This window comes from Xanthomonas sp. NCPPB 4037 (assembly GCF_041475695.2).
Lineage (GTDB): Bacteria > Pseudomonadota > Gammaproteobacteria > Xanthomonadales > Xanthomonadaceae > Xanthomonas > Xanthomonas campestris.
This window is the reverse complement of record NZ_CM191261.1, coordinates 4,560,238-4,581,538: the sequence shown is the minus strand read 5'-3', so window position 1 is coordinate 4,581,538 and position 21,301 is coordinate 4,560,238. Positions and strand designations below refer to the sequence as shown.

Sequence of the window (21,301 nt, the reverse complement as noted above, 5' to 3'; positions counted from 1 at the left end):
AATGCCGATCAAAGCGACTGTCTGTGGCCTGCTGATGGCAGGTCTGTTGAGCGCCTGTGGGCAGCCCACCGACCAGCAACAGGCGCCACGGCCGCTGGACACTTCCATGCAGAAACCACCCAGTGCCGATCCCAGCCAACCGGTGTCCTCGGGCAACACGCCCACCGCGGCGGATATCGCCGCGGCAGCTGCGCTCAATGCGCAGTACGACCCCTCGCGCGATCCGGCAGCGGATCTGGAAACGGCCAAGGTCGAAGCCAAGCGCGGTGGCAAGCGCATCGTGCTCAATGTCGGCAATGCCGCGTGCGCGCCGTGCCAGGCACTGGACGAAGTGATGGGCGGCGATGCGGAGCTGCGCAGCTTCCGCGACGCGCATTTCGTGGTGGTCAAGGTCAACCGCGATGCGTCCAACGAGAATGCCGCATTCCTGTCGCAGTTCGCCCAGCTCAACGACTTCCCCTCGCTGCTGGTGCTGGACAACGACGGCAAGCCGCTGACGCTGCAGGCCGGCCCGGAACTGCGCAAGGGCGATGGCTACGACCGCAAGAAGCTGTTCGACTTTCTCAAGCAGTGGGCACCGCCGGAAGCCTGAGCACGGTTCCTGCTGGAGTTAAAACAAAACCCCCGCCAGTGCGGGGGTTTTTGTTGAGGGTGGCTTGTTGGATCGCTGCGTGCCGCATGTGCCCAAGCCGATCCGGGCGTGCAGGTGCGTGGCAGTGGACGCCCAGCGCCGCAGATAACCGGTGTGGTGCCACAGGGACGTGCTGTCTAGCGCAAGGCAACGCACCGCGCTCTGCCGGGAATGGTGCGACGACGCCGGCTGCAAATGCGCGCACCGGAAGCCGCGCAGTGGGCGGCGAACCTGTGACTGCGCAAGACCGCGCGGCTCTGCTTGCGTAGCCGCAGGTCGCGGCACACGTCGCAGGCCAACGCCACAGTACATGCAACACTGGCCGCACCAGCCTTACGCCATCGCCATGCGGCGCATCAAACCGACCGCACGCGTGCTCTTCCAGAACGCGGATGGCGCACAGCGCACGACCGAACCAGCGCTTCTCCCCGAAGCAGCACCGCAGACCCGCACTCAGTCCTTGCTGGCCATCCGCGGCAACCCGTCCTTGGCCAAGCGGTCGATCAACCGTTCCAGCGTCTGCTGTTCTTCGGCGCTGAACACCGACATCAGCCGCTGCTCCATCTCGTTGACCAGCGGTGCCACGGTTTCGTACACCTGGCGCCCGGCCGGCGACAGCGCCAGCATCGAGCGGCGGCGGTCGTCGCCGTGCGTTTCGCGGCGGATGAAGCCCCGTTCCAGCAGGCGCGCCACCGCGCGGCTGACGGCAACTTTGTCCATCGCCGTGCGGTCTGACACTTCACTGGCCGAGGAGCCCGGATACAGTGCCAGGATGGTGATCACCCGCCACTCGGGAATGGCCATGCCATAGCGGTCGCCGTAGACCTTGGCGATGTTGCCGCTGATGCGGTTGGACAGCACGCTGAGGCGATAGGGCAGGAACTGCTCGAGGTTGAGCAGGACGGGATGCGGCGACGGTGTGGGGGTGTCGAGATCGCTCATGTTGCACTGTGTCTTGATTTTGGTTTCATTTGCAACTACAAACGGAGGGTGGCCTGCGCATTCTCGCGGGTCTTCTGCCACCCCGCATAGCCCCGCGGGCGCCCTAGCGTGGAGAAACGACGATGAGCGCACAACCGAACACCACTGCAACGCGCCCAGACCCGGGCATGCAGGTCACCACCTTCGAAAATCCGATGGGGATCGATGGGTTCGAATTCGTCGAATTCGCCGCCCCTGCCGGCCAGGCCGCGCAACTGCACGACTATTTCCGCAAGATGGGCTTCACCGCGGTGCTGCGCCACCGCAGCCGCCCGATCACGGTGTATCGCCAGGGCGGGGTGAACTTCCTGCTCAACGAAGACCCGGATTCGTTCGCGACCGATTTCGCCGCCGCGCACGGCCCGTGTGCCTGCGGCTTTGCGATCCGCTTCCGCACCCCGGCCGATACCGTGCTGCGGACCGTGCTCGGCAACGGCGGCGAAGCCGTGCAGAACAAGCCCGACACGCGCGCGGTGCCGGCGCCGGTGGTCAAGGGCATTGGCGATTGCATGCTGTACCTGGTGGACCGCTACGGCGAGGCGGGGAGCATCTACGACGCCGACTACGAGGCAATCGAAGGCGCCGACCAGCATCCGGCCGGCTTCGGGCTCACCTTCATCGACCACCTGACCCACAACCTGTACTTCGGCAACATGCAGCAGTGGTCGGATTACTACGAGCGGCTGTTCAACTTCCGCGAGATCCGCTACTTCGACATCAAGGGCGCCAAGACCGGCCTGGTGTCCAAGGCGATGACTGCCCCGGACGGCATCGTGCGCATTCCGCTCAATGAGTCCTCCGACCCGAAGAGCCAGATCAACGAATACCTGGACGCTTATCAGGGCGAAGGCATCCAGCACATCGCCTGCTTCACCGACGACATCTACACCTCGGTGGAACGGATGCGCGCTGCCGGCGTCACATTCCTGGACACGCCGGACACCTATTTCGACGTGGTGGACCTACGCATTCCGGATCATGGTGAAGACGTCGAGCGCCTGCGTCGCAACAAGATCCTGATCGACGCCGACGTGGACACCAAGCAGCGCAAATTGCTGCAGATCTTCACCACCAACTGCATCGGCCCGATCTTCTTCGAGATCATCCAGCGCAAGGGCAATGAAGGCTTCGGCGAAGGCAACTTCCAGGCCTTGTTCGAAAGCATCGAGCGCGATCAGATGAAGCGTGGGGTGCTTTGAGGGCCGGGATGGGTGATTCGCTACTCGGGATTTGTGGTTGCTGCCATTAATTGCTTCGGTGCGGTTTTGAGTGGTGCAGATTGTTGCGGTGCCGCGCCTGGCTGCCCGTGATGTCGGATGTGGTTCCGGTACAGATCCGACGAAGCGAGCGGCAAGTGGCCGCGATCAAGCACGACCAGGCAAGGCGTTTTTCTGACAACACACAGCAACGAAGACGCACGTAGTCAAAGCCCCTCTCCCTGCGGGAGAGGGGTTGGGGTGAGGGTACGGTGGAGCGATGAACATCAAACCACCATTACCCACTGCTGCACTCACCAACGCGCGTGCGTTACGCACGGGGATGACAGACGCAGAGCGCGCACTTTGGCGCTGTCTACGCAGCAACCCGCTGCAAGGTCTCAAGTTCAGGCGTCAGCATCCGATTCCGCCGTACATCGCAGATTTTTGTTGTATCGATGCAGCATTGATTATTGAGCTGGATGGATCGCAGCACCAAGCATCCAGCGATCAGGCAAGAACGCAGTGGCTGCGATCGCAGGGTTGGACAGTGCTGCGGTTCTGGAACAACGATGTACTGCTTTCGCTGGATGCGGTGGTCGAGGCGATCTGTCATGTCGTTGCGCCGCCGTACCCTCACCCCAACCCCTCTCCCGACGGGAGAGGGGCTTGATCCGCCAGGCTTGAGCTCTTTTTCGGTAAGAGCGGCTTGATCCAACTCGATCCCACCCTTCTGCTGTCGTGGAGGGCGGGTCAACATCCGGACGCACCCATGCACAATGACCAGCGTTACATGACCGGCTTCGGCAATGAATTCGCCAGCGAGGCGGTAGCCGATACCTTGCCAGTCGGCCAGAACTCGCCGCAGCGGGTGGCGCACGGGCAGTATGCCGAGCAGTTGTCGGGCACTGCGTTCACCGCGCCGCGTAGCGAAAATCGGCGCAGTTGGCTGTACCGCATGCGTCCTGCTGCGGTGCACGGGACGTTCTCGCTGATCGAGCAGTCGCAGTTCCACAACGATTTCGGCCACGGACCGGTGCCGCCGGACCAGTTGCGCTGGAGCCCGCTGCCGTTGCCGCAGACACCCACCGATTTCATCGATGGCCTGTACACCATGGCCGGGAATGGTAGCTCCGAAGCAATGAATGGCGTGGCCGTGCATCTGTATGCGGCCAATGCCTCCATGCACGATCGCTTCTTCTATAACGCCGATGGGGAGCTGCTGCTGGTGCCGCAGCTGGGCCGGCTGCGGGTGCACACCGAGCTCGGCATGCTCGAGCTGGAGCCGCAGCAGATCGGGGTGATTCCGCGCGGCGTGCGCTTCCGCATCGAGCTACGCGACGACACCGCGCGCGGCTATGTCTGCGAAAACTTCGGTGGCTTGCTGCGCCTGCCCGACCTGGGGCCGATCGGTAGTAATGGCCTGGCGAATCCGCGCGACTTCGAAACCCCGTGTGCGGCCTTCGAGCAACGCGAAGGCCGCTTTGAACTGGTGGCCAAATTCCAGGGCCACCTGTGGCGTGCGGACATCGGCCATTCGCCACTGGACGTGGTGGCCTGGCATGGCAACTACGCGCCGTACCGCTACGACCTGCGCCGTTTCAATACCATCGGCTCGATCAGCTTCGATCATCCGGACCCGAGTATTTTTACGGTGCTGACCTCGCCCAGCGACACGCACGGCACGGCCAACATGGATTTCGCAATCTTCCCGCCGCGCTGGCTGGTGGCGCAGAACACCTTCCGCCCACCGTGGTTCCACCGCAATGTGGCCAGCGAGTTCATGGGGCTGGTGCACGGCGTGTACGACGCCAAGGCCGACGGCTTCGCGCCGGGCGGTGCGTCGCTGCACAACTGCATGAGCGGCCACGGCCCGGATGCCGCCACCTTCGACAAGGCCTCGCAAGCGGACCTGTCGCGGCCGGACGTCATCACCGAGACGATGGCCTTCATGTTCGAAACCCGCGCCGTGCTGCGCCCCACCGCGCAAGCGCTGCAGGCACCGCATCGGCAGGGCGATTATCAGCAGTGCTGGGCGGGGTTGCGCAATGCATTTCAGGCGCCGCCGGCTAGCTGAGTGCGGTAGCGACGGCGCAATAGTGTGGTGTTGAGCGGTGCCTCATGACGCTGCACGCTGTTGCGCATTAACCCTAAGAGCAGCTATCAAAACTACTGCGCAGCCGCCAGGCGGGCGCGGCCGGTGCTCGGAATCCTCATGTACCCACGTACATTCCGGTTCCTCCGCGCCGCCCGCACCCACCTGACGGCTGCTCGCTACGTTTTGTTAGCCGCTCTAAGTCTCGCAACAGCACAAGCGTTCCGAAGCATCCTCGATGGCCGTTGCGATTTTTGCTGAGGGATATGGGCGGTTAACCAGCGACCAAATGCAAAACGCGGACGACGCCCGGTGGCTAGGTTTACGTCGGATCCATCGGGTTCATCGCCAGCTGCATAGCGACAGCATCGGCAGCAACGCAGCTCATCAGGAGCTTACGTTTCATCAGTTGCATCGCGTGACCAGCTGGCGTTGAGCTAAGAGCAGCTATCAAAACGACTGCACAGCCGCCAGGCGGGCGCGGCCGGTGCTCGGAATCGGCATGTACCCCTCACACTCCGGTTCCTCCGTGCCGGCCGCACCCACCTGACAACAACTGCTCGCTACGTTTTGTTAGCTGCTCTAAGCCAGCATCTTGATGCTATGCCGTAAGTCGATTGCAGCCACCGCATTCGCTTCCAAGCACATGCGTCGTGCTACCCATCGCCGCTTCAACTAAACCGATGCGTTATCCGCATGGCGCACGACTGATTCCGCAGCCGCTGCAGTCGCTTCACCCAGTGTGTCAGGCAGCAACTCCGCAATGCGCGCACGCACGCGTTCGGCATAGCTGGCTGAGGTGAATTGCGGCAAAGCCTGCTGCGCCTCGGTAATGGCGGCATGAATCTCGTTGTCGCTGCGTGCGGCCTGCAGGCGACGGTGCAGCAGGACCGCGACCGGGTTGCGCTGCAACTGCAGGATATCCAGCAGATACAGGCGTGCGTTGGTGGTCGCGCGCCGCCGCTGCCGTTGTTGTTCTTCTTCGCTCAGCAACGGTGCTGCTGGCTCGGCGTCGCTCGGTGCTGAAGGTGCTGCGGGGGGGGAGGGAGGCGCCGCGTTGGTCGCCACGCCTGCGCCCAGGTGCAGATAGCCCAGCGCACACAGGGTCTGCACCAGCGTGGCGGCCTCGCCGCCCAGCAGCGCCGCCAGGGTGTCCAGATCGCGCTGGCCATCGGCCAGGATCAGTGCACGGCGCTGCAGCAAGGTCAGCGGGCTGCGATGGGATTGCAGCGCGGTCAGGGCGAGATCGGTCTTGCGTGGGTACATGGCGGCGGTCCTGCGAAGCCGCCAGGGTGACTGTCGCCAATGAAGCGACGATGACATCGGCGCGACCGCATGACGGCAGGCGTCGTGAACACCCCAAGCCGCGCACCTGCCACGCCCCGAACACGCAACGCCTGCACATGGCCGCGATGCGCACTGTGTAGGCTGATGGCGACTTGGTGGGGAGTGCAGGCATGACATCCAGACTGATTGCAGTGATCGCGTTCGCGGCATTGGCCACCGGCTGCAGCCGCACCGCTGAAACCCCGGCCGCGGATGACGCCGCTGCGTCCAGCCTGCCGGCCGCGCCCGCCGCCGAGGCGGACCAACCGCGCGGCGACGTTCCGCCGGCCACCGCGCCGCCGGGCAGCCTGCCGCCACGCCTGCGTCAGGACCCGGCCGCATTGGCGCGCCTGGATGGCTATGGCGACGTGCGCCTGGGCATGGACGCCGCGCAGGCGCGTGCGGCCTGGGGCGGTGCCTTACGCGGCGATGCAGCGGCCGATGGCGGTTGCTACCTGTTGCGCCCGCAGTGGGCCGACGACGCGCGCCGCTTCGGTTTCATGTTCGAGGGCGACCGGCTGGTGCGTTACCAGACCAACGAGCCCAAGGAAGTGGCGCCCGGTGGCGGGCGGGTGGGCATGACGGCTGCCGAGTTGCGCGCGCTGTATCCCGATGGCCTGACGGAACAACCGCACAAGTACATCCCCGGTGCGCTGAGCCTGCGGCATGCCGACGCGCAATCGCAAAGCGCGCTGGTGTTCGACACCGATGCCGACGGCAAGGTGACCAGTTGGCGCGTGGGTGTGGCGCCGCAGGTGGATTACGTGGAAGGCTGCGGCTGATCCGGGCAGCGCAGCGCGCGGTGCTGTGCGTCAGTGTCGCCTGCGTTCAATGACCAAACCCGCATCGAACGTAGCACCGCGGGACAACCGGAGTGCTGACCAGTCAACCCATCAACCGCTGGAATTGTGCTCCGACGTCGACCGGTCCGGCGTAGTTTCCATGTTCTCGCCCACATCGCCTTGCGCCGGCGGCAGCCCTTCTTTTTGCATGTCGCCGTGGTTGGGGACTTCCGGGCGGTCTTCCATCATCAGCGACAGCGCGGCCTTGGCCATCATGTGCGCGCTGATCGGCGCGGTGATGAACAGGAACACGGTGATCAGCAACTCTCGCGGTTGCGGGTCCACGCCCAGGAACAGGTGATAACCGACCGAGCCCAGCAGCACGCAGCCCACGCCCAGCGTGCTGGCCTTGGTGGGCGCATGCAGGCGCTTGAAGAAGTCCGACAACTTCACCAGCCCGAACGCGCCGATCAGGATGAAGAAGGTGCCCACCAGCAGCAATGCGCTGAGCAGATATTCGGTGAGCGCGATCATTCGACGATATCCCGGCGCAGCACGTACTTGCTGAGCACCACCGTGCTGCCGAAGCCCAGCATGGCGATCACCAAGGCGGCCTCGAAGTAAATCGGCGAATCCAGGTACATGCCCAGCAACATCAGCTCGGCAATGGCGGTGATGGAGAGCGTGTCCAGTGCCAGGATGCGGTCCGGCACGGTGGGCCCGCGCAGCAGCCGCCAGAGCGACATCAGCATGGCCAGCGCCACCGCATGCATGCACACGACGATGGTCGTTTCGATGAAGGTATGGCCGGTCATGGAAAGATCTCCATCAGGGGCATTTCATAGCGTGACTTGATCTCGGCGATCAGCGCATCCGGGTCATCCAGATGCAGCACATGCACGAGCAAATATTTGCGGTCGTCTGACAGCGCCGCCGACACCGTGCCCGGCGTCAACGTGATCATGCTGGTGAGCGCGGCGATGCCGTGGATATTCTCGATGTCCAGCGGCACCCAGATAAAGCCGGGGTGGATACGCGATTCCGGCCCCAGCACCTGCAGCGCCACCTTGATGTTGGAGCGCACGATATCGACAGCGGCCACCAGCAGCATGCGCGGTACCGAACGCAACGAGCCGATGCGCGCGAACTCACGGTCCAGCCGCGCGGCGAAGATCGGTACCGCCCAGCCGAGCAGCAGGCCGAGCACCCACTGCTGCGGCCCAAAGCTATCGCTGAGCAGCAGCCAGAACAGAAACACCATCACGCTCAACGGGCGCGAGGGAAACAGCCGGCGTTGCCAGGACACCTGTGCGCTCATGGCTGCCTCCGTTGCGGCGTGGTCCCGCGCACCTGTTCCAGATACGCGCCGGGGCCACGCAGCTGCGCACCGGCCGCATCGGTGTAGTGCATTAACGGGCCGGCACCGATCGTCATCGCCACAAGGCCGCTCAACAGGATGATCGTGGCGGCGGTTTCCACTGGGCGCATGCGCGCGCGCCGTTGCGGCAAGCGCTCAGGTGCGTCGTCCTCGACTGCTTCTTCCACCGCCTCGGGCACGCGCCAGAACAGGCGCACGCCTGCACGCGTGAGGCCGATCACCACCAGCAGGCTGCTGCCCAGCACCGCGCCCCACACCGGGGCCACCAGATCGCCGGGCACATGCTGCAGTAGCGCGGCCTTGGCCAGGAACCCGGACAGCGGTGGCAGGCCAGCCACGGCAACGGCCGCAATCATGAACATCGCGCCAGGAATCGCCCGCCCAGGCAGTGGGGCAACCACTTCCTTGCGATCGCTGGCGCGACCACGGCGCCGGCGGATCAGGTCCGACACCATGAACAACGCCGCCGCCACGAAGCAGCTATGCGGCAGGTAATACAGGCCGGCGCCCAGCGCACGTGCATCGTCCAGCGAGAAGGCGATGAACAACGTCGCCGCCGAAAACACCACCAGGTACGACACCATCACCCGCAGCCGCGATGCCGCCATCACGCCGAAGGCCGCCATCACCAGCGTGCCGATGCCCAGCCACAACAGCGCGTGCCGGCCGAAGCCGTGCAATGCGCCTGCGCCGGCACCGAACCACAGCGACGACACCCGCAGCACCGCGTACAGGCCTACCTTGGTCATGATGGCGAACAAGGCCGCCACCGAGGCCGGCGCGCGCGAATAGGTTTCCGGCAGCCACAGGTACAGCGGCAGCAGTGCGGCCTTGCTGCAGAACACCAGCAACAACAATCCCAGGGTGGCCTTCGCCAGCGGCACGTCCGCTGCGGGCAGGGTGGCGATGCGCTGCGACAGCTCGGCCATGTTGAGCGTGCCGAACAAACCGAACAACAGCCCCAGCGCAATCAGGAACAGCGTGGAGGCGCAGACGTTGAACACCACGTAGTGCAGGCCGATGCGCATCTGCAACCCGCGCCCGCCGCTGAGCAGCAGGCCGTAGGAGGCGATCAGCATCACCTCGAAGAACACGAACAGATTGAAGATATCGCCGGTCAGAAATGCCCCGTTCAAGCCCATCAGCTGGAACTGGAACAGCGCATGGAAATGCGGCGCACGGCGGTCCCAGCCGGCGCAGGCGTGCAGCAGGCAGGCCGCGCCCAGCACCAGCGTGGTCATCAGCATCCACGCGGCCAGCCGGTCGCCCATCAGTACGATGCCCAGCCGCGCCGGCCAGTCGCCCAGCAGGTACACCAGCACCTCGCCGTGCGCAGCGCGGGCGAACAGGGCGACCACTGCCACCGCCAGCAGGGCCATGCTGGTCCAGGCCACGGCGCGCTGCACACGCGGGCCATAGCGGCGGTGTTCGACAAACAACGACGCCGACGCGCCAAGCATCGGGATCAGGATCGGCAGGATCAGCAGATGGTTCATCGGCGCGCCTCACGCGTGTCTTCGCCGGTATCCGCATCTTCGTGCGCATCCACGTGGTCGCTGCCGTTGTCGCTGCGGCTGCGGATCGCCAGCACCAGGCTTACCGCGGTCATCGCAAAGGCAATCACGATCGCGGTGAGCACCAGCGCCTGCGGCAGCGGGTCGGTGTGCTGGCTCAGGTCGGCGGCAATGCCGTCGCGCAGCACGGGCGGCTGCCCGCTGCGCAGGCGCCCACCGGCGAAGATCAGCAGGTTGGTCGCATACGACAGGAAGGTGAGCCCCAGGATCACATCGAAACTGCGCGCACGCAGCAGCAGGTAGATCGCCAGGGCGGTGAGCACGCCGATCGCGCTTGCCAGTGCCAGTTCCATCAATGCTGCTCCGCAGTGCGCGTCGAACGCTGGGTGGGATCGATCTCGCCGCGATGCGAGTCGCGGGTACGCGAGGGTTTGATCGTGCCCATCATCGACAGCATCAACATCGCCGCACCGAACACCACCAGATACACGCCGGTATCGAACCCCAACGCGCTGGCCAGCTCCAGCTCGCCCAGCCATCCCAGCGGAATCTCGGCGTGCCCGCTGGTGAGGAACGGCCGGCCGAACAGCAGCGAGCCGGCGCCACTGAGCAGTGCGCACAGCAGCCCGATGCCGATCAGGCGGATGTAGTCGAACCCGAAGCGCGACTCCACCGACGCCGCGCCCTGGATCACGTACTGCATCAGCAACGGCACCGCCAGCACCAGGCCGGCAATGAAGCCGCCGCCGGGCGCGTTGTGGCCGCGCAGGAACAGGAACAGCGACACCGTGAGCGTCAGCGGGAACATGATCTGCGCCAGATCCGCCGGCACCGGCAGCTTGATCGCCGGGCCGGGCATGGTGCGTTCCGGCGCCATGCGCGAGCGCCGCAGCAGCGCGTGCACCACCAGCCCGGCGATGGCGAACACGGTGATCTCGCCAAACGTATCGAAGCCGCGGAAGTCCACCAGGATCACGTTGACCACGTTGCGCCCATACGCCTCCGGCAAGGCGCGCTGCAGCATCTCGCCGGCAATGGTCGGGCTGGGCTGGGTCATCAACGTGTACGCCAGTGCCGCCAGGCCACCGCCGGCAACGACGGCAATGCAGGCATCGCGGACTTTACGCAGCGGCGCGCGTTCCGGGTGCGAGGTTTCCGGCAGGTAGTTCATCGCCAGCAGCATCAGCACCAGCGTCACCATCTCCACCAGCAACTGCGTCAGTGCCAGGTCCGGTGCAGACAGGAACACGAAGGTCAGGCTCACCGCCAACCCGGTGCCGCCCAGCACCAGCACCGCCAGCAACCGCTGCCGGTACAGGAACAGGCTGCCCAGCGCGCAGGCCAGCATCAGCAGCCACAACGCCCAGCCCAGCAACGGCATGGGCGCCGGTGTCGGCCACGGTCGCAACGCGCCGCCCTGCAGGAACGGCACCAGCGCCACCACCACCGCACTGAGCACCAGCAGCATCAACATGCGCTGCAGGTTGCCGTTGGTGATCGCATCGGTGGCGCGTGCGGAGGCGGCGAACAGCGCCCGCAGATTCCAGTTGAACAAGGCCTTGCCCGGTGAGCGGTTTTCGATCGCGTACAGATCCAGCAGCTTGCGCAGTGCCATGTACAGCAGCACGCCCCCCACCACGCCGGCGATGCTCATCGCCAGCGGCCAGTTCAACCCGTGCCACAGCGCCAGGCTGTAATCGGGCAGGCGCTCGCCCAGGATCGCGCTGGCACCGGCACGCAGCACCGGGGCCACCGTCCAGGCCGGCACGATGCCCACCGCCACGCAGGTCAGCACCAGCACTTCCACCGGAATCTTCATCCAGCGCGGCGGCTCGTGCGGGGTGCGGTCCAGGTCGCGCGGGCCCTGGCCGAAGAAGGTGTCGTGCACAAAGCGCAGGCTGTAGGCCACGCCGAGCAGGCCGGCCATCAACGCCGCGCCGCTGGCGAGCAGGCGCAGCAGCTGCGGGCCTTCGGCCTCCAGCGCCACGGCGAAGAACATTTCCTTTGAGAGGAACCCGTTGAGCAGCGGAATGCCGGCCATCGCCAGCGATGCGGTGATCGCCAGTGCGCTGGTGAACGGCATCAGGCGACGCAGGTTGCCCAGCTTGCGCATGTCGCGCGTGCCGGTTTCGTGGTCGATGATGCCGGCGGCCATGAACAGCGAGGCCTTGAACACCGCGTGGTTGAGGATGTGGAACACGCCGGCCACCACCGCCATCGGCGTGGACAGGCCGAACAGCATGGTGATCAGGCCCAGGTGCGAGATGGTCGAATACGCCAGCACGCCCTTGAGGTCGTGCTGAAAAATCGCATGCCATGCGCCCAGCAGCACGGTGATCGCGCCGATGCTGGTCACCGTGTACAGAAACAGGTCGGTGCCGGCCAGCGCCGGGTGCAGGCGCGCCAGCAGGAACACGCCGGCTTTGACCATCGTGGCCGAATGCAGATACGCCGACACCGGTGTGGGCGCGGCCATCGCATGCGGCAACCAGAAGTGGAACGGAAACTGCGCGCTCTTGGTAAAGATGCCCAGCAGCACCAGCACCAGCGCATACAGGTACAGCGGGCTTGCACGGATCAGATCACCCGAGGCCAGCACCGCATCCAGCTGAAAACTGCCAACGATGCGGCCGATCAGCAGCACCCCGCCCAGCAGCGCCAGGCCGCCGCCGGCGGTGAGCACCAACGCCATGCGTGCGCCTTCGCGCGCATCCTTGCGATGCGACCAGAAGCCGATCAGCAGGAAGGAACTGAGGCTGGTGAGTTCCCAGAACACCATCAGCAGCAGCAGGTTGCCCGACAGCACCATGCCCAGCATCGCGCCCATGAACAGCAACAAATACGCGAAGAAGCGCGAGGCGCTATCGCGTGCACTCAGGTAGTAATGCGCATACATCACCACCAGCGCGCCGATCGCCAGCACCAGCAGCGCGAACATCCAGGCCAGCCCGTCCATGCGCAGCGAGAACAGCAGCCCGATCTGCGGTAACCAGGCATGTTCGCTGCGGATGATTTCCCCGCGCAGCACCGCCGGTGTCAGCAGTGCCAGGATGCCCAGGCCGGCCAACGGCGCGGCCGCAGCCAACCACGCAGTGATCGAACGGGAGGTGCGCCACGACAGCGCCACGGCGGCCGCCATCAGGAACGGCAGCGCGAGCAGAATTTCCAACGGTGCAGGCATGCAGGGAACACGAGATTCGCGAGCAGGCCAGAGAGCTTAACAAACCGTTGACTGACGCCGGCGTCAAGGTGAGCGCGCGCCTGTCGGGAAAACGACAGGATGTGCCGTCGCACCGCCGCGTTGCACTGGGTATGCTGACGCTATCGCCACCGCCTGCGTAACTTGTGACTGCTGCCAATCCCGCTCCTTCCGTCGCCGCCGCTGCACCCCGTGCCCTGGTCTTCGGCGGCAGTGGCCAGATCGGCGAACGCCTGCTCACCCGCCTGCTGGGGCGTGGCTGGCAGGTCACCGCCTGGTCGCGCGCGCCGCGCGCCGCACGCGCAGGACTCATCTGGCGCCAAGGTGACCTGGCGGCACCGGCGGTGGCGGGCGAGAGTTTCGAGGTGATCTTTAGCTGCGGCCCGCTGGATCACTTCGCGCACTGGTACGAGACCAACGCAGTGAGCACGCCGCGCATTGTCGCGTTCGGTTCCACCAGCGTGGAGGTCAAGGAACATTCGATCGATGCCGCCGAGCGCGATGTCGCCCAGCGGCTGGCCAATGCCGAACAAGCGCTGTTCTCCGCCGCCAAGGCGCGTGGCGCCGCGGCCACCGTGCTGCGCCCCACCCTGGTCTACGGCGCCGGCCGCGACCGCACGCTGACCCAGATTGCCGGGCTGGCCAGGCGCACGGGCGCCTTCGTGTTGCCGGCCAATGCCACCGGGCTGCGCCAGCCGGTGCATGTGGACGATCTCGCCAGCGCGGCATTGGCGGTGGTCGCCCAGCCGGCCACGCATCAGCGCAGCTATGCGGTGGGCGGTGGCGAAGTGCTGGCCTACACGCAGATGGTGGAACGCGTGCTGGAGGCCTTGCCGCGGCCGGCACGGTTGTATCAGGTGCCGCCTTCGCTGTTCGGTCTGGCGCTCACCACCGCGCAACGCCTGGGCCGGCTGCGCAGCATGAATACCGCCGCGTTGCAGCGCATGCGCGATGACCTGGTGTTCGACCTGGAGCCGGCGCGGCGCGACTTCGGCTATGCACCGCGTGCGTTCCGCCCGCTGCCGGAAGAGCTGGGCATCGGCGAGTAGCCTGCGTTGGCGTCAGCGCGGTATCGCTGACTCGGGGAACCCAAAGATCAGAACCGCCAACCCAGGTGGCGATACAACTTCGCGAGCACCCACAGCGGTCCGATCAGCAAATAGGTCAGGTCGGTCAGAAAGCTCGGCTTGCGGCCTTCGATCTTGTGGCCGACAAACTGCGCGATCCACGCCAGCACGAACACCGTCACCGCCAGCGTGAACAGGCCGCCCAGGCCCAGTCGGCCTTCGATCAGCCGGCACAGACAGCCGAAAAAGAAAAAGATCGCCAACATGCCCAGGCCAAGCGGCCGCGACAGCCGGTTGTAATACGACCACGCGGCGAACATTGCCAGCGCCGCCCACACGCCGCTGCTGAACCAGGTCCCGCCCACCGGGATGCACCACAGCAAGGCCACCACCGACCACAGGATCGCCGGCACCGCCAGCACGTGGATCTGCTGGTTGGTCGCATTGCGGTGGTCGTCGGAATAACTGGCGAAATAGCGCTCGAGCGGGCGCGCGGTCGTGGTGCGTTCGGTCATGTTCCCTCCCAGGAATGGCCCAAGCATACGCGCGCGGATGGCCGCAGTGGCGCTTGCGGGGCAGCTGCCGGGAACAGGACCTACCACGCACCAGCGCGTGGCAGGTTGCCTGTGTTGCGTATCACGCTCTACGCATCGGCGATTGCCCGCCAGGCGGGCGAGGGTGGTGGTTCCAGCGGCGTCGTCCGTTGCATCCACGCCGGTTCTCGCGCACCGGCCTGGCCCACTGCGGACCACGGCCCGCAGCCAGACCTGGAGCAGCGATCAAAACGACTGCGCCGCCGCCAGGCGGGCGCGGCCGGTGCGCGAAATCGGCATGTCCCCACGTACACGCCGGTTCCTCCGCGCCGTCCGCACCCACCTGACGACTGCTTGCTCCGTTTTGTTAGCCGCTCTAGTTGACCGAGACCGCACTCCAGGCCGCAGCCACCGCCCGGTACTGGCTGGAGGTGCTGCCATACAGGTCGGTCGCCGCGCTGAGCGTGGCGCGCCGTGCCGCGGCGTAGTTGGTGGACGAGGTCATGTAGACAGTGAGCGCGCGATACCAGATGCGGCTGGCCGCCGCCCTGCCGATCGCGGTCAATGCCGTGTTGCCGTTGCAGACCAAGCCGGCCGGCGTCACATTCCAGCTGGTGCCTGCACCGAAGCCACTCGGCACCACCGCACCTTCGGCCAACAGGTAATAGAAATGGTTGGCCACACCGGAGCTGTAATGCACGTCGAGCGAGCCCAGGCTGCTGCTGTAGCAGTCCGGTGAATCGCCATCCAGGCTCGGCTTGAACATGTAGCGCAGCGCCAGCGTGCCGGTGGTGTTGCGGGGCACGATCTTCTCGCCGATCAGGTAATTGCCCGGCTGCGCGCTGTTGTTGGCGGAGTACTCCACCATCGCGCCCATGATGTCGGAGGTCGCTTCGTTCAAGCCGCCGGATTCGCCGGAATACACCAATCGCGCTGTCCGGCTGGTCACGCCATGAGTCATCTCATGGCCGGCCACATCCACCGACACCAAGGGTGTAAATGCGCTGCCATCGCCATCGCCGAAGGTCATGCAAAAACAGCTATCCGACCAGAAGGCGTTGTTGTAGCGGCTTCCGTAATGCACGCGACTGCGTGCACCGGCGCCGTCGTTGGCGATGCCGCTGCGTGCATGCGCGGTGCGATAGTAGTCCCATGTCAACGCCACGCCGTAATGCGCATCCACCGCTGTTGTCACCGTATCGCTGTTGGCGCCGCTGCCCCATGCATTATCGGCGTCGGTGACCAACGTGCCGTTGCCGGAGGTGCTGTTGCGCATGGTGTAGGTGGCACCGCCCCCGCGACTCAGATCGGTCAGCTCATACCCGCTGCTGCAACGCGTGGTCGACAACGCCACGCTACCGGCATACAGCGCGCGCCCGGTGCCGGCCGCGCTGGTCCCACCGGCGCAGGCGGTATGCACCGTGTCCCACGACTCGAGAATGCGTTGATCCACCGCATCGACGATGTAATGCATTTCGGTAGGCGTCTGATCGGGTTTGATGCCGCTGTAGATCACTTCATACACCAGGCGCGGCGTGCCTTGGCGCGCGTACAGCGCCAGGCTTGCACGCGGTGCGGCATCGGGCGCCACATCGAAGCGCGTGCCGGCCACGCGCACAGCGGTCGCCGCATCGATGCCGGGCACCGTGGCCGGGCGTAGCGTGGTGGCCATGGTCTGGCTCAACTCGCGCATCACCCCGCGCCGCGAATGCACCACCACATCGCCACCGATCACCGGCAAGCCCTGATACGTGCGGTCAAAACGCACATGCTCGGTGCCATCGGCATCGACGATACTGTCGCGCGCGATGAAGGCATCGGCCGGCGCACGATTGACCAGCGCTGCGGCGTTGTTTCCCAGCAGGGACTGCGCGCGCGATACCGCCGCAGTGGTCGACAAATCAGCCGCAGTAGCGACAGCAGAAAACGATAGCGCGCAGCAAATTGCCGCGCCCAGTACATGGAATTGCATGACGACTCTCTCCAGAAAACGTGCAATGCAAAGACCGGCTGCCCCCCCGATAGCCGGTCGCCGATGACACCTATGGTGCCGGTAGCTACGCTTGCACAGTCCCGAACTGGACAGTAGTAAAAGTTACAGAGGTATTGCGTTCTGTGCGGTGGGCCACTTTGCGCTGCGGACCGCATCGCAGAGATGTGCCTGTCCCGTTGCGCGTAAGGCTCCCGCACGACTGCATCCGCGCAACCTCTTGTCGCGTTCAGCAGGTTTAGAGCAGCTATCAAAACTACTGCGCAGCCGCCAGGCGGGCGCGGCCGGTGCTCGGAATCCTCATGTACCCACGTACACTCCGGTTCCTCCGCGCCGTCCGCACCCACCTGACGACTGCTCGCTACGTTTTGTTAGCCGCTCTTAGTGGAAGCGCCGACGTGCGCGTCGTGCGGCAGACAATCACAGTGAATGACGCGGCCCCGCGGATTCAAATATTCAAATGTGTGACGTCTCGCTTCTACCCGAGTGCATGAAGCTGCGCCAGGTAAACGGCAGATACAAAAAAGCCGGCCAGACAGGCCGGCCGGCTCTTTCGTGCATCGTGAACTCAGCGACCGCCGATGGCGACCTTTTGCTGCTCTTCGTGCGCCTGTTGTTGTTGCGACTGGCCAGCCAGAAGCTGCGCGCTGGTCTGCTCCAATGACGGGGCAGGCTGGTTCAGATCCACCGCCGCACGGAACCCCGGCGTGGTGCCCATCACGAACGCCTTGCCGTCCTGCACCGTCACGTTCTGCAGTTTATCTGCGCTGTCGATGCCATTCTGCTTGGCCTGCAAAGTGACGTTGGCAGCAGTCTCATTAGAGATCATGCTTGGCAGCTTGCTGCGGATTGCGTTGTGCAACGCATGGTCCGGATGCGAGGCATCGTTAAGCGACGGACCCTTGGGCGCAGCGGCCGGGGCATCGACCGCTTTGGCCGCAGGCGCAGACAACGCGGCCCGCGTATCACGGCCGACGACACCGTCCTGCTGCAGTCCATGCTGCTTCTGGAACGCCATCACCGCCTCGCGCGTGTTGTCGCCAAAGCGCCCGTCCTCAGCAAGCCGGTTGCCCTGTGCGTCGCGTACACCAAGACGATTCAGGCCCTGCTGCAGCGATTGCACTTCGTCCCCGCGGGTCCCGTGCTTGAGTAGGTGCTGAGCGGTGGCATCACCCGTGCCCTGGTGAATTTGCGACACATTCGCAGGTGTCTGAGTGCGCGCAGCGGTGGGTTCAGTCGTGCCATGGAGTGGTGCACGGACCTGGAATTCGGGTTTGGGAGTCAACGCACCAACGATACGCGTACCGCTGCCATCCCAGTAGCCGCCGGGAGTGATGGTGACTTCGGCCGGCCCCGTGCTGCCCTGGGAGCCGATGAACTGGATATTCCCCTTTGCGTCGTAGCCTTTGAAAATGCCGACATGCTGGCCCTGCGACGACGAGAACATCAAAATGTCGCCCTGCTGCAACGATCCATTCGGTTTGCGCGCCTCTGCGGCAGACGTGACGTCGAAATGCTCGCGCGCATAGGGCGTGATGTTGGTGCCGCTGAACAGCTTGGCGGTCGTGAAGGCAGCCGCATTCTCTCCGGGCACATCGTACCCAGCATTTTTGAGTCCCCGCCAGACGAAAGCTGAGCAATCCACTCCCCGCCGTCCATCTCCGTCGGCGTCACGCTCTAGCCGGCTGCTATCTCGACCGGGGCGCGGGTTGTCTGGACGCCCATACTCATACTTCTGACTTCCGCCGAGGAAGTGCTGATACGCCTCGTTATAAACGGCCGCACCACCGGCAGCTGCTGCCACCTGGCCGGCCACAGGCGTGTTCCCCGCCTGTGCAGCGGGTGATTGCGTTTGCACTGGTGCTGGTGCCTGTGTGTGCGAGGGTTGCTGGACGGTCGCTACCTCGCCTGCGCGCCAGCCCTCAAAACGCCGAATTCCATCTGCAAGTACCTCGCGTTCGCGGACACTCATCTGCCCAACAGTTTTCTCGCGCAAGTCCACGCCGTGTCGATCGCCCTCGGCAAAAATCGCGGCCGCCTGCTCCTTGTGGTGGGTTTTGCCACTGTAGTCGGCGGTTGAATAACTGGGCAGCATCTCCTCGACGGTCTTTTCTGCGAAGCGACGCTCTAGGAGCTGAATTTTGGCTGCGCGGCCGGCCTCGTAGCTTTCGAAGACAGCATTGCCCCACTGGTCCAGGCCAACCACACCCTGGTAACGGTTCTGAGCGGCATCGAGTGCCTGCTCACGGGTACGTGGGTTATGGACAGTCGTATCGGCACTTCCGGCGAATTCAAATTTGAGGTTGCCGGGATTGTTGTTGCGCCACGATACGGTGCCTCCAGAGCGCGTGATGATGCTGCCATCGTCCATTTCCAGCGTACGTGTCGTGCCTACGCTACTGACCACACGGGTAATTTTTGGATCCGACATGAGCTGTTCCTTTGCTGGTTGGTTGGTCGAACCTGATACGGATTAGACGGCTCACAATCCGTTCGAAAATACATCGAGTGCATCCGCACTCACCCATCCTTGTGCACAATTTCCAACGTACTGTCCTGGTGCTTCTGCGTGGCAGCTCTCGCCACTTGCAGGCTTGATCTGCTTGATCGGCCTGTCGCCATAGGTTTTACACAATACGTTGTTCTTGCACTTGGCAATGGTGTCCGCTGGAATTGCGGCAACGTAGTAATAAAGCGGGTTCTGTCCTGCGCGGCCGATTGCCTGGACGCAGACAAGCTGGCCTTTTGCTAAGTTTGCTGTCGTCGTTGTGTTGCTGCCGGTGGCGGGCACCGCATCCAATAAATCAACTCCCTTCGCCTGGGCTACGCCGGCAAAAAATCCCTCATCGCCACAATCGGGTGAAAGCTCCACATCATAAAAGTCGCCGCTGTCGAGATTGCCTGCTGTGCATCCTTTTGCGGTTTTGATATCCGTGCACGTGACACCGGTGGCCTGTATCAGCGCGCCAAGCTTGTCGTTGGCCGCCGGCGCTGCGGGTTTGCTGGTTTGCTCAGGTGCTACTGCAGCGGGAGCGGCAGGGGCAGCAGACTCGCCGGCGGTGCAGGCGCTCAGTGCGAGCAATAAACCGGGAATTACCACACTGCGGAAGGGAGGCAGCATGCGGAAGAGGTGACTTGACCGAGCCATTGCGACCTCGTTGGGCAAGAGAGCACGCCATCGCGGCGAGCTTAGTGGAATAAATGGATGCGAGTGTGTGCAGTGGCCGTCATGAAGTTTCACGTGCAACCGTCAGCCTCGCCTCAGTTGGCAGTCGATTGCCTCGAAACGCGCCGAGTATGTCAGCGCTTTAGTCACAACGGCGTCAGCGTAATGCGACGTTTTACCCCCCTTTAAATCGGGGGGCAAATCATCAATCAACCGAAATATTGGCCAACCTCTGCAATGCCTCGGCGTATTTGGCGCGCGTGCGTTCGATCACTTCGGCCGGCAGGCTCGGGCCCGGTGCGGTCTTGCCCCAGTCCAGCGTCTCCAGATAATCGCGCACGAACTGCTTGTCGTAGCTCGGCGGGCTGGTGCCCAGCTCGTACTGGTCGGCGGGCCAATAGCGCGAGGAATCCGGGGTCAGCATCTCGTCCATGATGTACAGGCGGCCATCGGCGTCGGTGCCGAACTCGAACTTGGTGTCGGCCAGCAAAATGCCGCGTTCGGCGGCAAAATCGGCGGCGAAGCGATAGATGCGCAAGGTGGCATCGCGCACGCGCTCGGCCAGCTCGGCGCCGACGGTCTTGACCATCGCATCGAAGTCGATGTTCTCGTCATGGTCGCCGACCGCAGCCTTGGTCGAAGGGGTAAAGATCGGCTCGGGCAGTTTCTCGGCCTGGCGCAGGCCATCGGGCAATTCGATGCCGCTGATCTTGCCGGTGCGCTGATAGTCCTTCCAGCCGCTGCCGATCAGATAGCCGCGTGCGATCGCTTCCACCGGCACCGGCTTGAGCTTGCGCGTGACCACCGCGCGCTTGGCGTACAGCGCCGGATCCACGCCCTCGGGCAACACCTGCTCGACGCGGATGTCCACCAGATGGTTGGGCATCAGGTGTTCGGTCTTGTGGAACCAGAAGTTGGACACCTGGCAGAGCATTTCGCCCTTGCCGGGAATCGGGTCGGGCAGCACCACGTCGAACGCAGACAGGCGGTCGGTGGCCACCATCAACAGGTAGTCGCCGGGGGGCGCATCGGCGGGCAGGCGGTCGCGGGGAATGTCGAAGACATCGCGGACCTTGCCACGGTGGCGCAACGGCAGGCCGGGGAGATCGGATTGCAACAGCGTGGTCGACACAGGCACTCCTAAGGACGTCGCAATGACGCTGTCCCCAGGACCCGGCGGGCCCGCGGGTAGGCAGCGGGCCGCGTAGTGTACGGTGCTTCGCGGCGCCCCGCTGCACGCAGTGGCTGGCAGGCGTTGCACTGCCAGCTGGCGGCCATGGCCGCTGGGCCGAACCGGCAGGGCCGACGGTCGCACCCGGGTGTCAGGCACGCTGCCGCCGGCATGCGGCGCGCCGCAAACCTACCCGGTACTTCGCCCATGAGCGCCTCGCACGCCGATCGACAGCCAAGCCACACAGGGCTTCGGGTAAAATCGCCGGCCCG

Annotated in this window: 19 protein-coding genes and 4 other RNA genes; 10 read left to right on the top strand and 13 right to left on the bottom strand. The window is 64.7% G+C overall.

All coding sequences use genetic code 11. The features are described from left to right. The first annotated feature begins 1 nt into the window (after position 1). Positions 2-592, top strand: a complete 591-nt coding sequence (locus ACCQ01_RS20160; protein WP_012437177.1) for a thioredoxin family protein — start codon at positions 2-4, stop codon at positions 590-592. Between the two features lie 492 nt (positions 593-1,084). Here ACCQ01_RS20160 and ACCQ01_RS20155 read toward each other — a convergent pair whose 3' ends face one another. Beyond that, complete coding sequence (locus tag ACCQ01_RS20155) at positions 1,085-1,573, bottom strand: MarR family winged helix-turn-helix transcriptional regulator (protein ID WP_011035688.1); 489 nt, start codon at positions 1,571-1,573, stop codon at positions 1,085-1,087. 122 nt (positions 1,574-1,695) lie between these two features. Here ACCQ01_RS20155 and hppD point away from each other — a divergent pair, with 122 nt between their 5' ends. From hppD to ACCQ01_RS20130, 5 genes are all read left to right on the top strand, one after another. Then, positions 1,696-2,811 carry a 4-hydroxyphenylpyruvate dioxygenase gene (gene hppD / locus ACCQ01_RS20150; protein ID WP_228433100.1) on the top strand — a complete coding sequence of 372 codons (1,116 nt, stop codon included), beginning with the start codon at positions 1,696-1,698 and terminating at the stop codon, positions 2,809-2,811. A gap of 277 nt (positions 2,812-3,088) precedes the next feature. Next, positions 3,089-3,481 carry an endonuclease domain-containing protein gene (locus ACCQ01_RS20145; protein WP_228433101.1) on the top strand — a complete coding sequence of 131 codons (393 nt, stop codon included), beginning with the start codon at positions 3,089-3,091 and terminating at the stop codon, positions 3,479-3,481. A 99-nt stretch (positions 3,482-3,580) separates the two neighbouring features. After that, the gene (gene hmgA / locus ACCQ01_RS20140) at positions 3,581-4,885 is read left to right on the top strand and encodes a homogentisate 1,2-dioxygenase (RefSeq protein ID WP_228433102.1); all 1,305 of its coding nucleotides are present in this window, start codon (positions 3,581-3,583) and stop codon (positions 4,883-4,885) included. Between the two features lie 138 nt (positions 4,886-5,023). Continuing rightward, a non-coding RNA gene (locus ACCQ01_RS20135) (sX9 sRNA) lies at positions 5,024-5,098 on the top strand. 307 nt (positions 5,099-5,405) lie between these two features. Beyond that, positions 5,406-5,482, top strand: a non-coding RNA gene (locus ACCQ01_RS20130) — sX9 sRNA. A gap of 96 nt (positions 5,483-5,578) precedes the next feature. Here ACCQ01_RS20130 and ACCQ01_RS20125 read toward each other — a convergent pair. After that, the gene (locus ACCQ01_RS20125) at positions 5,579-6,169 is read right to left on the bottom strand and encodes a hypothetical protein (protein ID WP_228433103.1); all 591 of its coding nucleotides are present in this window, start codon (positions 6,167-6,169) and stop codon (positions 5,579-5,581) included. 215 nt (positions 6,170-6,384) lie between these two features. On the opposite strand from ACCQ01_RS20125, the gene ACCQ01_RS20120 reads away from it, so the two are divergent. After that, positions 6,385-7,011, top strand: a complete 627-nt coding sequence (locus ACCQ01_RS20120; RefSeq protein ID WP_228433117.1) for a lectin — start codon at positions 6,385-6,387, stop codon at positions 7,009-7,011. 111 nt (positions 7,012-7,122) lie between these two features. Here the strand turns inward: ACCQ01_RS20120 and ACCQ01_RS20115 are convergent, their stop codons facing one another. Genes ACCQ01_RS20115 through ACCQ01_RS20090 form a run of 6 tightly spaced genes read right to left on the bottom strand, consistent with a single transcriptional unit; the run spans position 7,123 to position 13,084 of the window. Beyond that, positions 7,123-7,545 carry a Na+/H+ antiporter subunit G gene (locus ACCQ01_RS20115; protein WP_076053420.1) on the bottom strand — a complete coding sequence of 141 codons (423 nt, stop codon included), beginning with the start codon at positions 7,543-7,545 and terminating at the stop codon, positions 7,123-7,125. Then, on the bottom strand, positions 7,542-7,826 hold the full coding sequence (locus ACCQ01_RS20110; RefSeq protein WP_011035695.1) for a K+/H+ antiporter subunit F: 285 nt from the start codon (positions 7,824-7,826) through the stop codon (positions 7,542-7,544). Before ACCQ01_RS20110 ends, ACCQ01_RS20115 begins: the two co-directional genes overlap by 4 nt. Further along, positions 7,823-8,329 (bottom strand): Na+/H+ antiporter subunit E, encoded by a 507-nt coding sequence (locus tag ACCQ01_RS20105; protein WP_228433104.1) that lies wholly within the window; start codon positions 8,327-8,329, stop codon positions 7,823-7,825. Before ACCQ01_RS20105 ends, ACCQ01_RS20110 begins: the two co-directional genes overlap by 4 nt. Then, entirely contained in the window at positions 8,326-9,885 is a 1,560-nt protein-coding gene (locus ACCQ01_RS20100; protein WP_228433105.1) for a monovalent cation/H+ antiporter subunit D, read from the bottom strand. Before ACCQ01_RS20100 ends, ACCQ01_RS20105 begins: the two co-directional genes overlap by 4 nt. Beyond that, the gene (locus tag ACCQ01_RS20095) at positions 9,882-10,256 is read right to left on the bottom strand and encodes a Na+/H+ antiporter subunit C (protein WP_005990640.1); all 375 of its coding nucleotides are present in this window, start codon (positions 10,254-10,256) and stop codon (positions 9,882-9,884) included. The genes ACCQ01_RS20100 and ACCQ01_RS20095 overlap by 4 nt, the downstream gene beginning before the upstream one ends. Then, positions 10,256-13,084: a monovalent cation/H+ antiporter subunit A gene (locus tag ACCQ01_RS20090; RefSeq protein WP_228433106.1), complete on the bottom strand. Its 2,829-nt coding sequence runs from the start codon at positions 13,082-13,084 to the stop codon at positions 10,256-10,258. The genes ACCQ01_RS20095 and ACCQ01_RS20090 overlap by 1 nt, the downstream gene beginning before the upstream one ends. A 164-nt stretch (positions 13,085-13,248) precedes the next feature. On the opposite strand from ACCQ01_RS20090, the gene ACCQ01_RS20085 reads away from it, so the two are divergent. Continuing rightward, a complete protein-coding gene (locus ACCQ01_RS20085) occupies positions 13,249-14,151 on the top strand; it encodes an NAD-dependent epimerase/dehydratase family protein (protein ID WP_223646884.1) in 903 nt (300 codons plus the stop codon). Between the two features lie 47 nt (positions 14,152-14,198). On the opposite strand, the gene ACCQ01_RS20080 is transcribed toward ACCQ01_RS20085, so the two are convergent. Further along, a complete protein-coding gene (locus tag ACCQ01_RS20080; RefSeq protein ID WP_042597335.1) occupies positions 14,199-14,684 on the bottom strand; it encodes an Mpo1 family 2-hydroxy fatty acid dioxygenase in 486 nt (161 codons plus the stop codon). 316 nt (positions 14,685-15,000) lie between these two features. Here ACCQ01_RS20080 and ACCQ01_RS20075 point away from each other — a divergent pair. Beyond that, positions 15,001-15,075, top strand: a non-coding RNA gene (locus ACCQ01_RS20075) — sX9 sRNA. 3 nt (positions 15,076-15,078) lie between these two features. On the opposite strand, the gene ACCQ01_RS20070 is transcribed toward ACCQ01_RS20075, so the two are convergent. Further along, positions 15,079-16,674 (bottom strand): M4 family metallopeptidase, encoded by a 1,596-nt coding sequence (locus ACCQ01_RS20070; protein ID WP_228433107.1) that lies wholly within the window; start codon positions 16,672-16,674, stop codon positions 15,079-15,081. A gap of 320 nt (positions 16,675-16,994) precedes the next feature. Between ACCQ01_RS20070 and ACCQ01_RS20065 the strand changes: the two genes are divergently transcribed. Then, positions 16,995-17,069, top strand: a non-coding RNA gene (locus tag ACCQ01_RS20065) — sX9 sRNA. Positions 17,070-17,260: 191 nt separating this feature from the next. On the opposite strand, the gene ACCQ01_RS20060 is transcribed toward ACCQ01_RS20065, so the two are convergent. The 3 genes from ACCQ01_RS20060 to ACCQ01_RS20050 all read right to left on the bottom strand — a co-directional run bounded on the left by ACCQ01_RS20060 (position 17,261) and on the right by ACCQ01_RS20050 (position 20,990). After that, complete coding sequence (locus tag ACCQ01_RS20060) at positions 17,261-19,123, bottom strand: C40 family peptidase (protein WP_323370331.1); 1,863 nt, start codon at positions 19,121-19,123, stop codon at positions 17,261-17,263. 51 nt (positions 19,124-19,174) lie between these two features. Then, complete coding sequence (locus ACCQ01_RS20055) at positions 19,175-19,840, bottom strand: hypothetical protein (protein WP_228433119.1); 666 nt, start codon at positions 19,838-19,840, stop codon at positions 19,175-19,177. A 223-nt stretch (positions 19,841-20,063) separates the two neighbouring features. Continuing rightward, positions 20,064-20,990 carry a phosphoribosylaminoimidazolesuccinocarboxamide synthase gene (locus ACCQ01_RS20050; RefSeq protein ID WP_161962832.1) on the bottom strand — a complete coding sequence of 309 codons (927 nt, stop codon included), beginning with the start codon at positions 20,988-20,990 and terminating at the stop codon, positions 20,064-20,066. Between the last annotated feature and the right edge of the window lie 311 nt (positions 20,991-21,301).

Coding starts and splice junctions, on each gene's coding strand:
- hmgA (WP_228433102.1), top strand. CDS start 3,581: ATGCACAATGACCAGCGTTACATGACCGGCTTCGGCAATGAATTCGCC.
- ACCQ01_RS20090 (WP_228433106.1), bottom strand. CDS start 13,084: ATGCCTGCACCGTTGGAAATTCTGCTCGCGCTGCCGTTCCTGATGGCG.
- ACCQ01_RS20100 (WP_228433105.1), bottom strand. CDS start 9,885: ATGAACCATCTGCTGATCCTGCCGATCCTGATCCCGATGCTTGGCGCG.
- ACCQ01_RS20110 (WP_011035695.1), bottom strand. CDS start 7,826: ATGACCGGCCATACCTTCATCGAAACGACCATCGTCGTGTGCATGCAT.
- ACCQ01_RS20070 (WP_228433107.1), bottom strand. CDS start 16,674: ATGCAATTCCATGTACTGGGCGCGGCAATTTGCTGCGCGCTATCGTTT.
- ACCQ01_RS20095 (WP_005990640.1), bottom strand. CDS start 10,256: ATGGAACTGGCACTGGCAAGCGCGATCGGCGTGCTCACCGCCCTGGCG.
- ACCQ01_RS20055 (WP_228433119.1), bottom strand. CDS start 19,840: ATGGCTCGGTCAAGTCACCTCTTCCGCATGCTGCCTCCCTTCCGCAGT.
- hppD (WP_228433100.1), top strand. CDS start 1,696: ATGAGCGCACAACCGAACACCACTGCAACGCGCCCAGACCCGGGCATG.
- ACCQ01_RS20105 (WP_228433104.1), bottom strand. CDS start 8,329: ATGAGCGCACAGGTGTCCTGGCAACGCCGGCTGTTTCCCTCGCGCCCG.
- ACCQ01_RS20125 (WP_228433103.1), bottom strand. CDS start 6,169: ATGTACCCACGCAAGACCGATCTCGCCCTGACCGCGCTGCAATCCCAT.
- ACCQ01_RS20145 (WP_228433101.1), top strand. CDS start 3,089: ATGAACATCAAACCACCATTACCCACTGCTGCACTCACCAACGCGCGT.
- ACCQ01_RS20060 (WP_323370331.1), bottom strand. CDS start 19,123: ATGTCGGATCCAAAAATTACCCGTGTGGTCAGTAGCGTAGGCACGACA.
- ACCQ01_RS20115 (WP_076053420.1), bottom strand. CDS start 7,545: ATGATCGCGCTCACCGAATATCTGCTCAGCGCATTGCTGCTGGTGGGC.
- ACCQ01_RS20160 (WP_012437177.1), top strand. CDS start 2: ATGCCGATCAAAGCGACTGTCTGTGGCCTGCTGATGGCAGGTCTGTTG.
- ACCQ01_RS20080 (WP_042597335.1), bottom strand. CDS start 14,684: ATGACCGAACGCACCACGACCGCGCGCCCGCTCGAGCGCTATTTCGCC.
- ACCQ01_RS20155 (WP_011035688.1), bottom strand. CDS start 1,573: ATGAGCGATCTCGACACCCCCACACCGTCGCCGCATCCCGTCCTGCTC.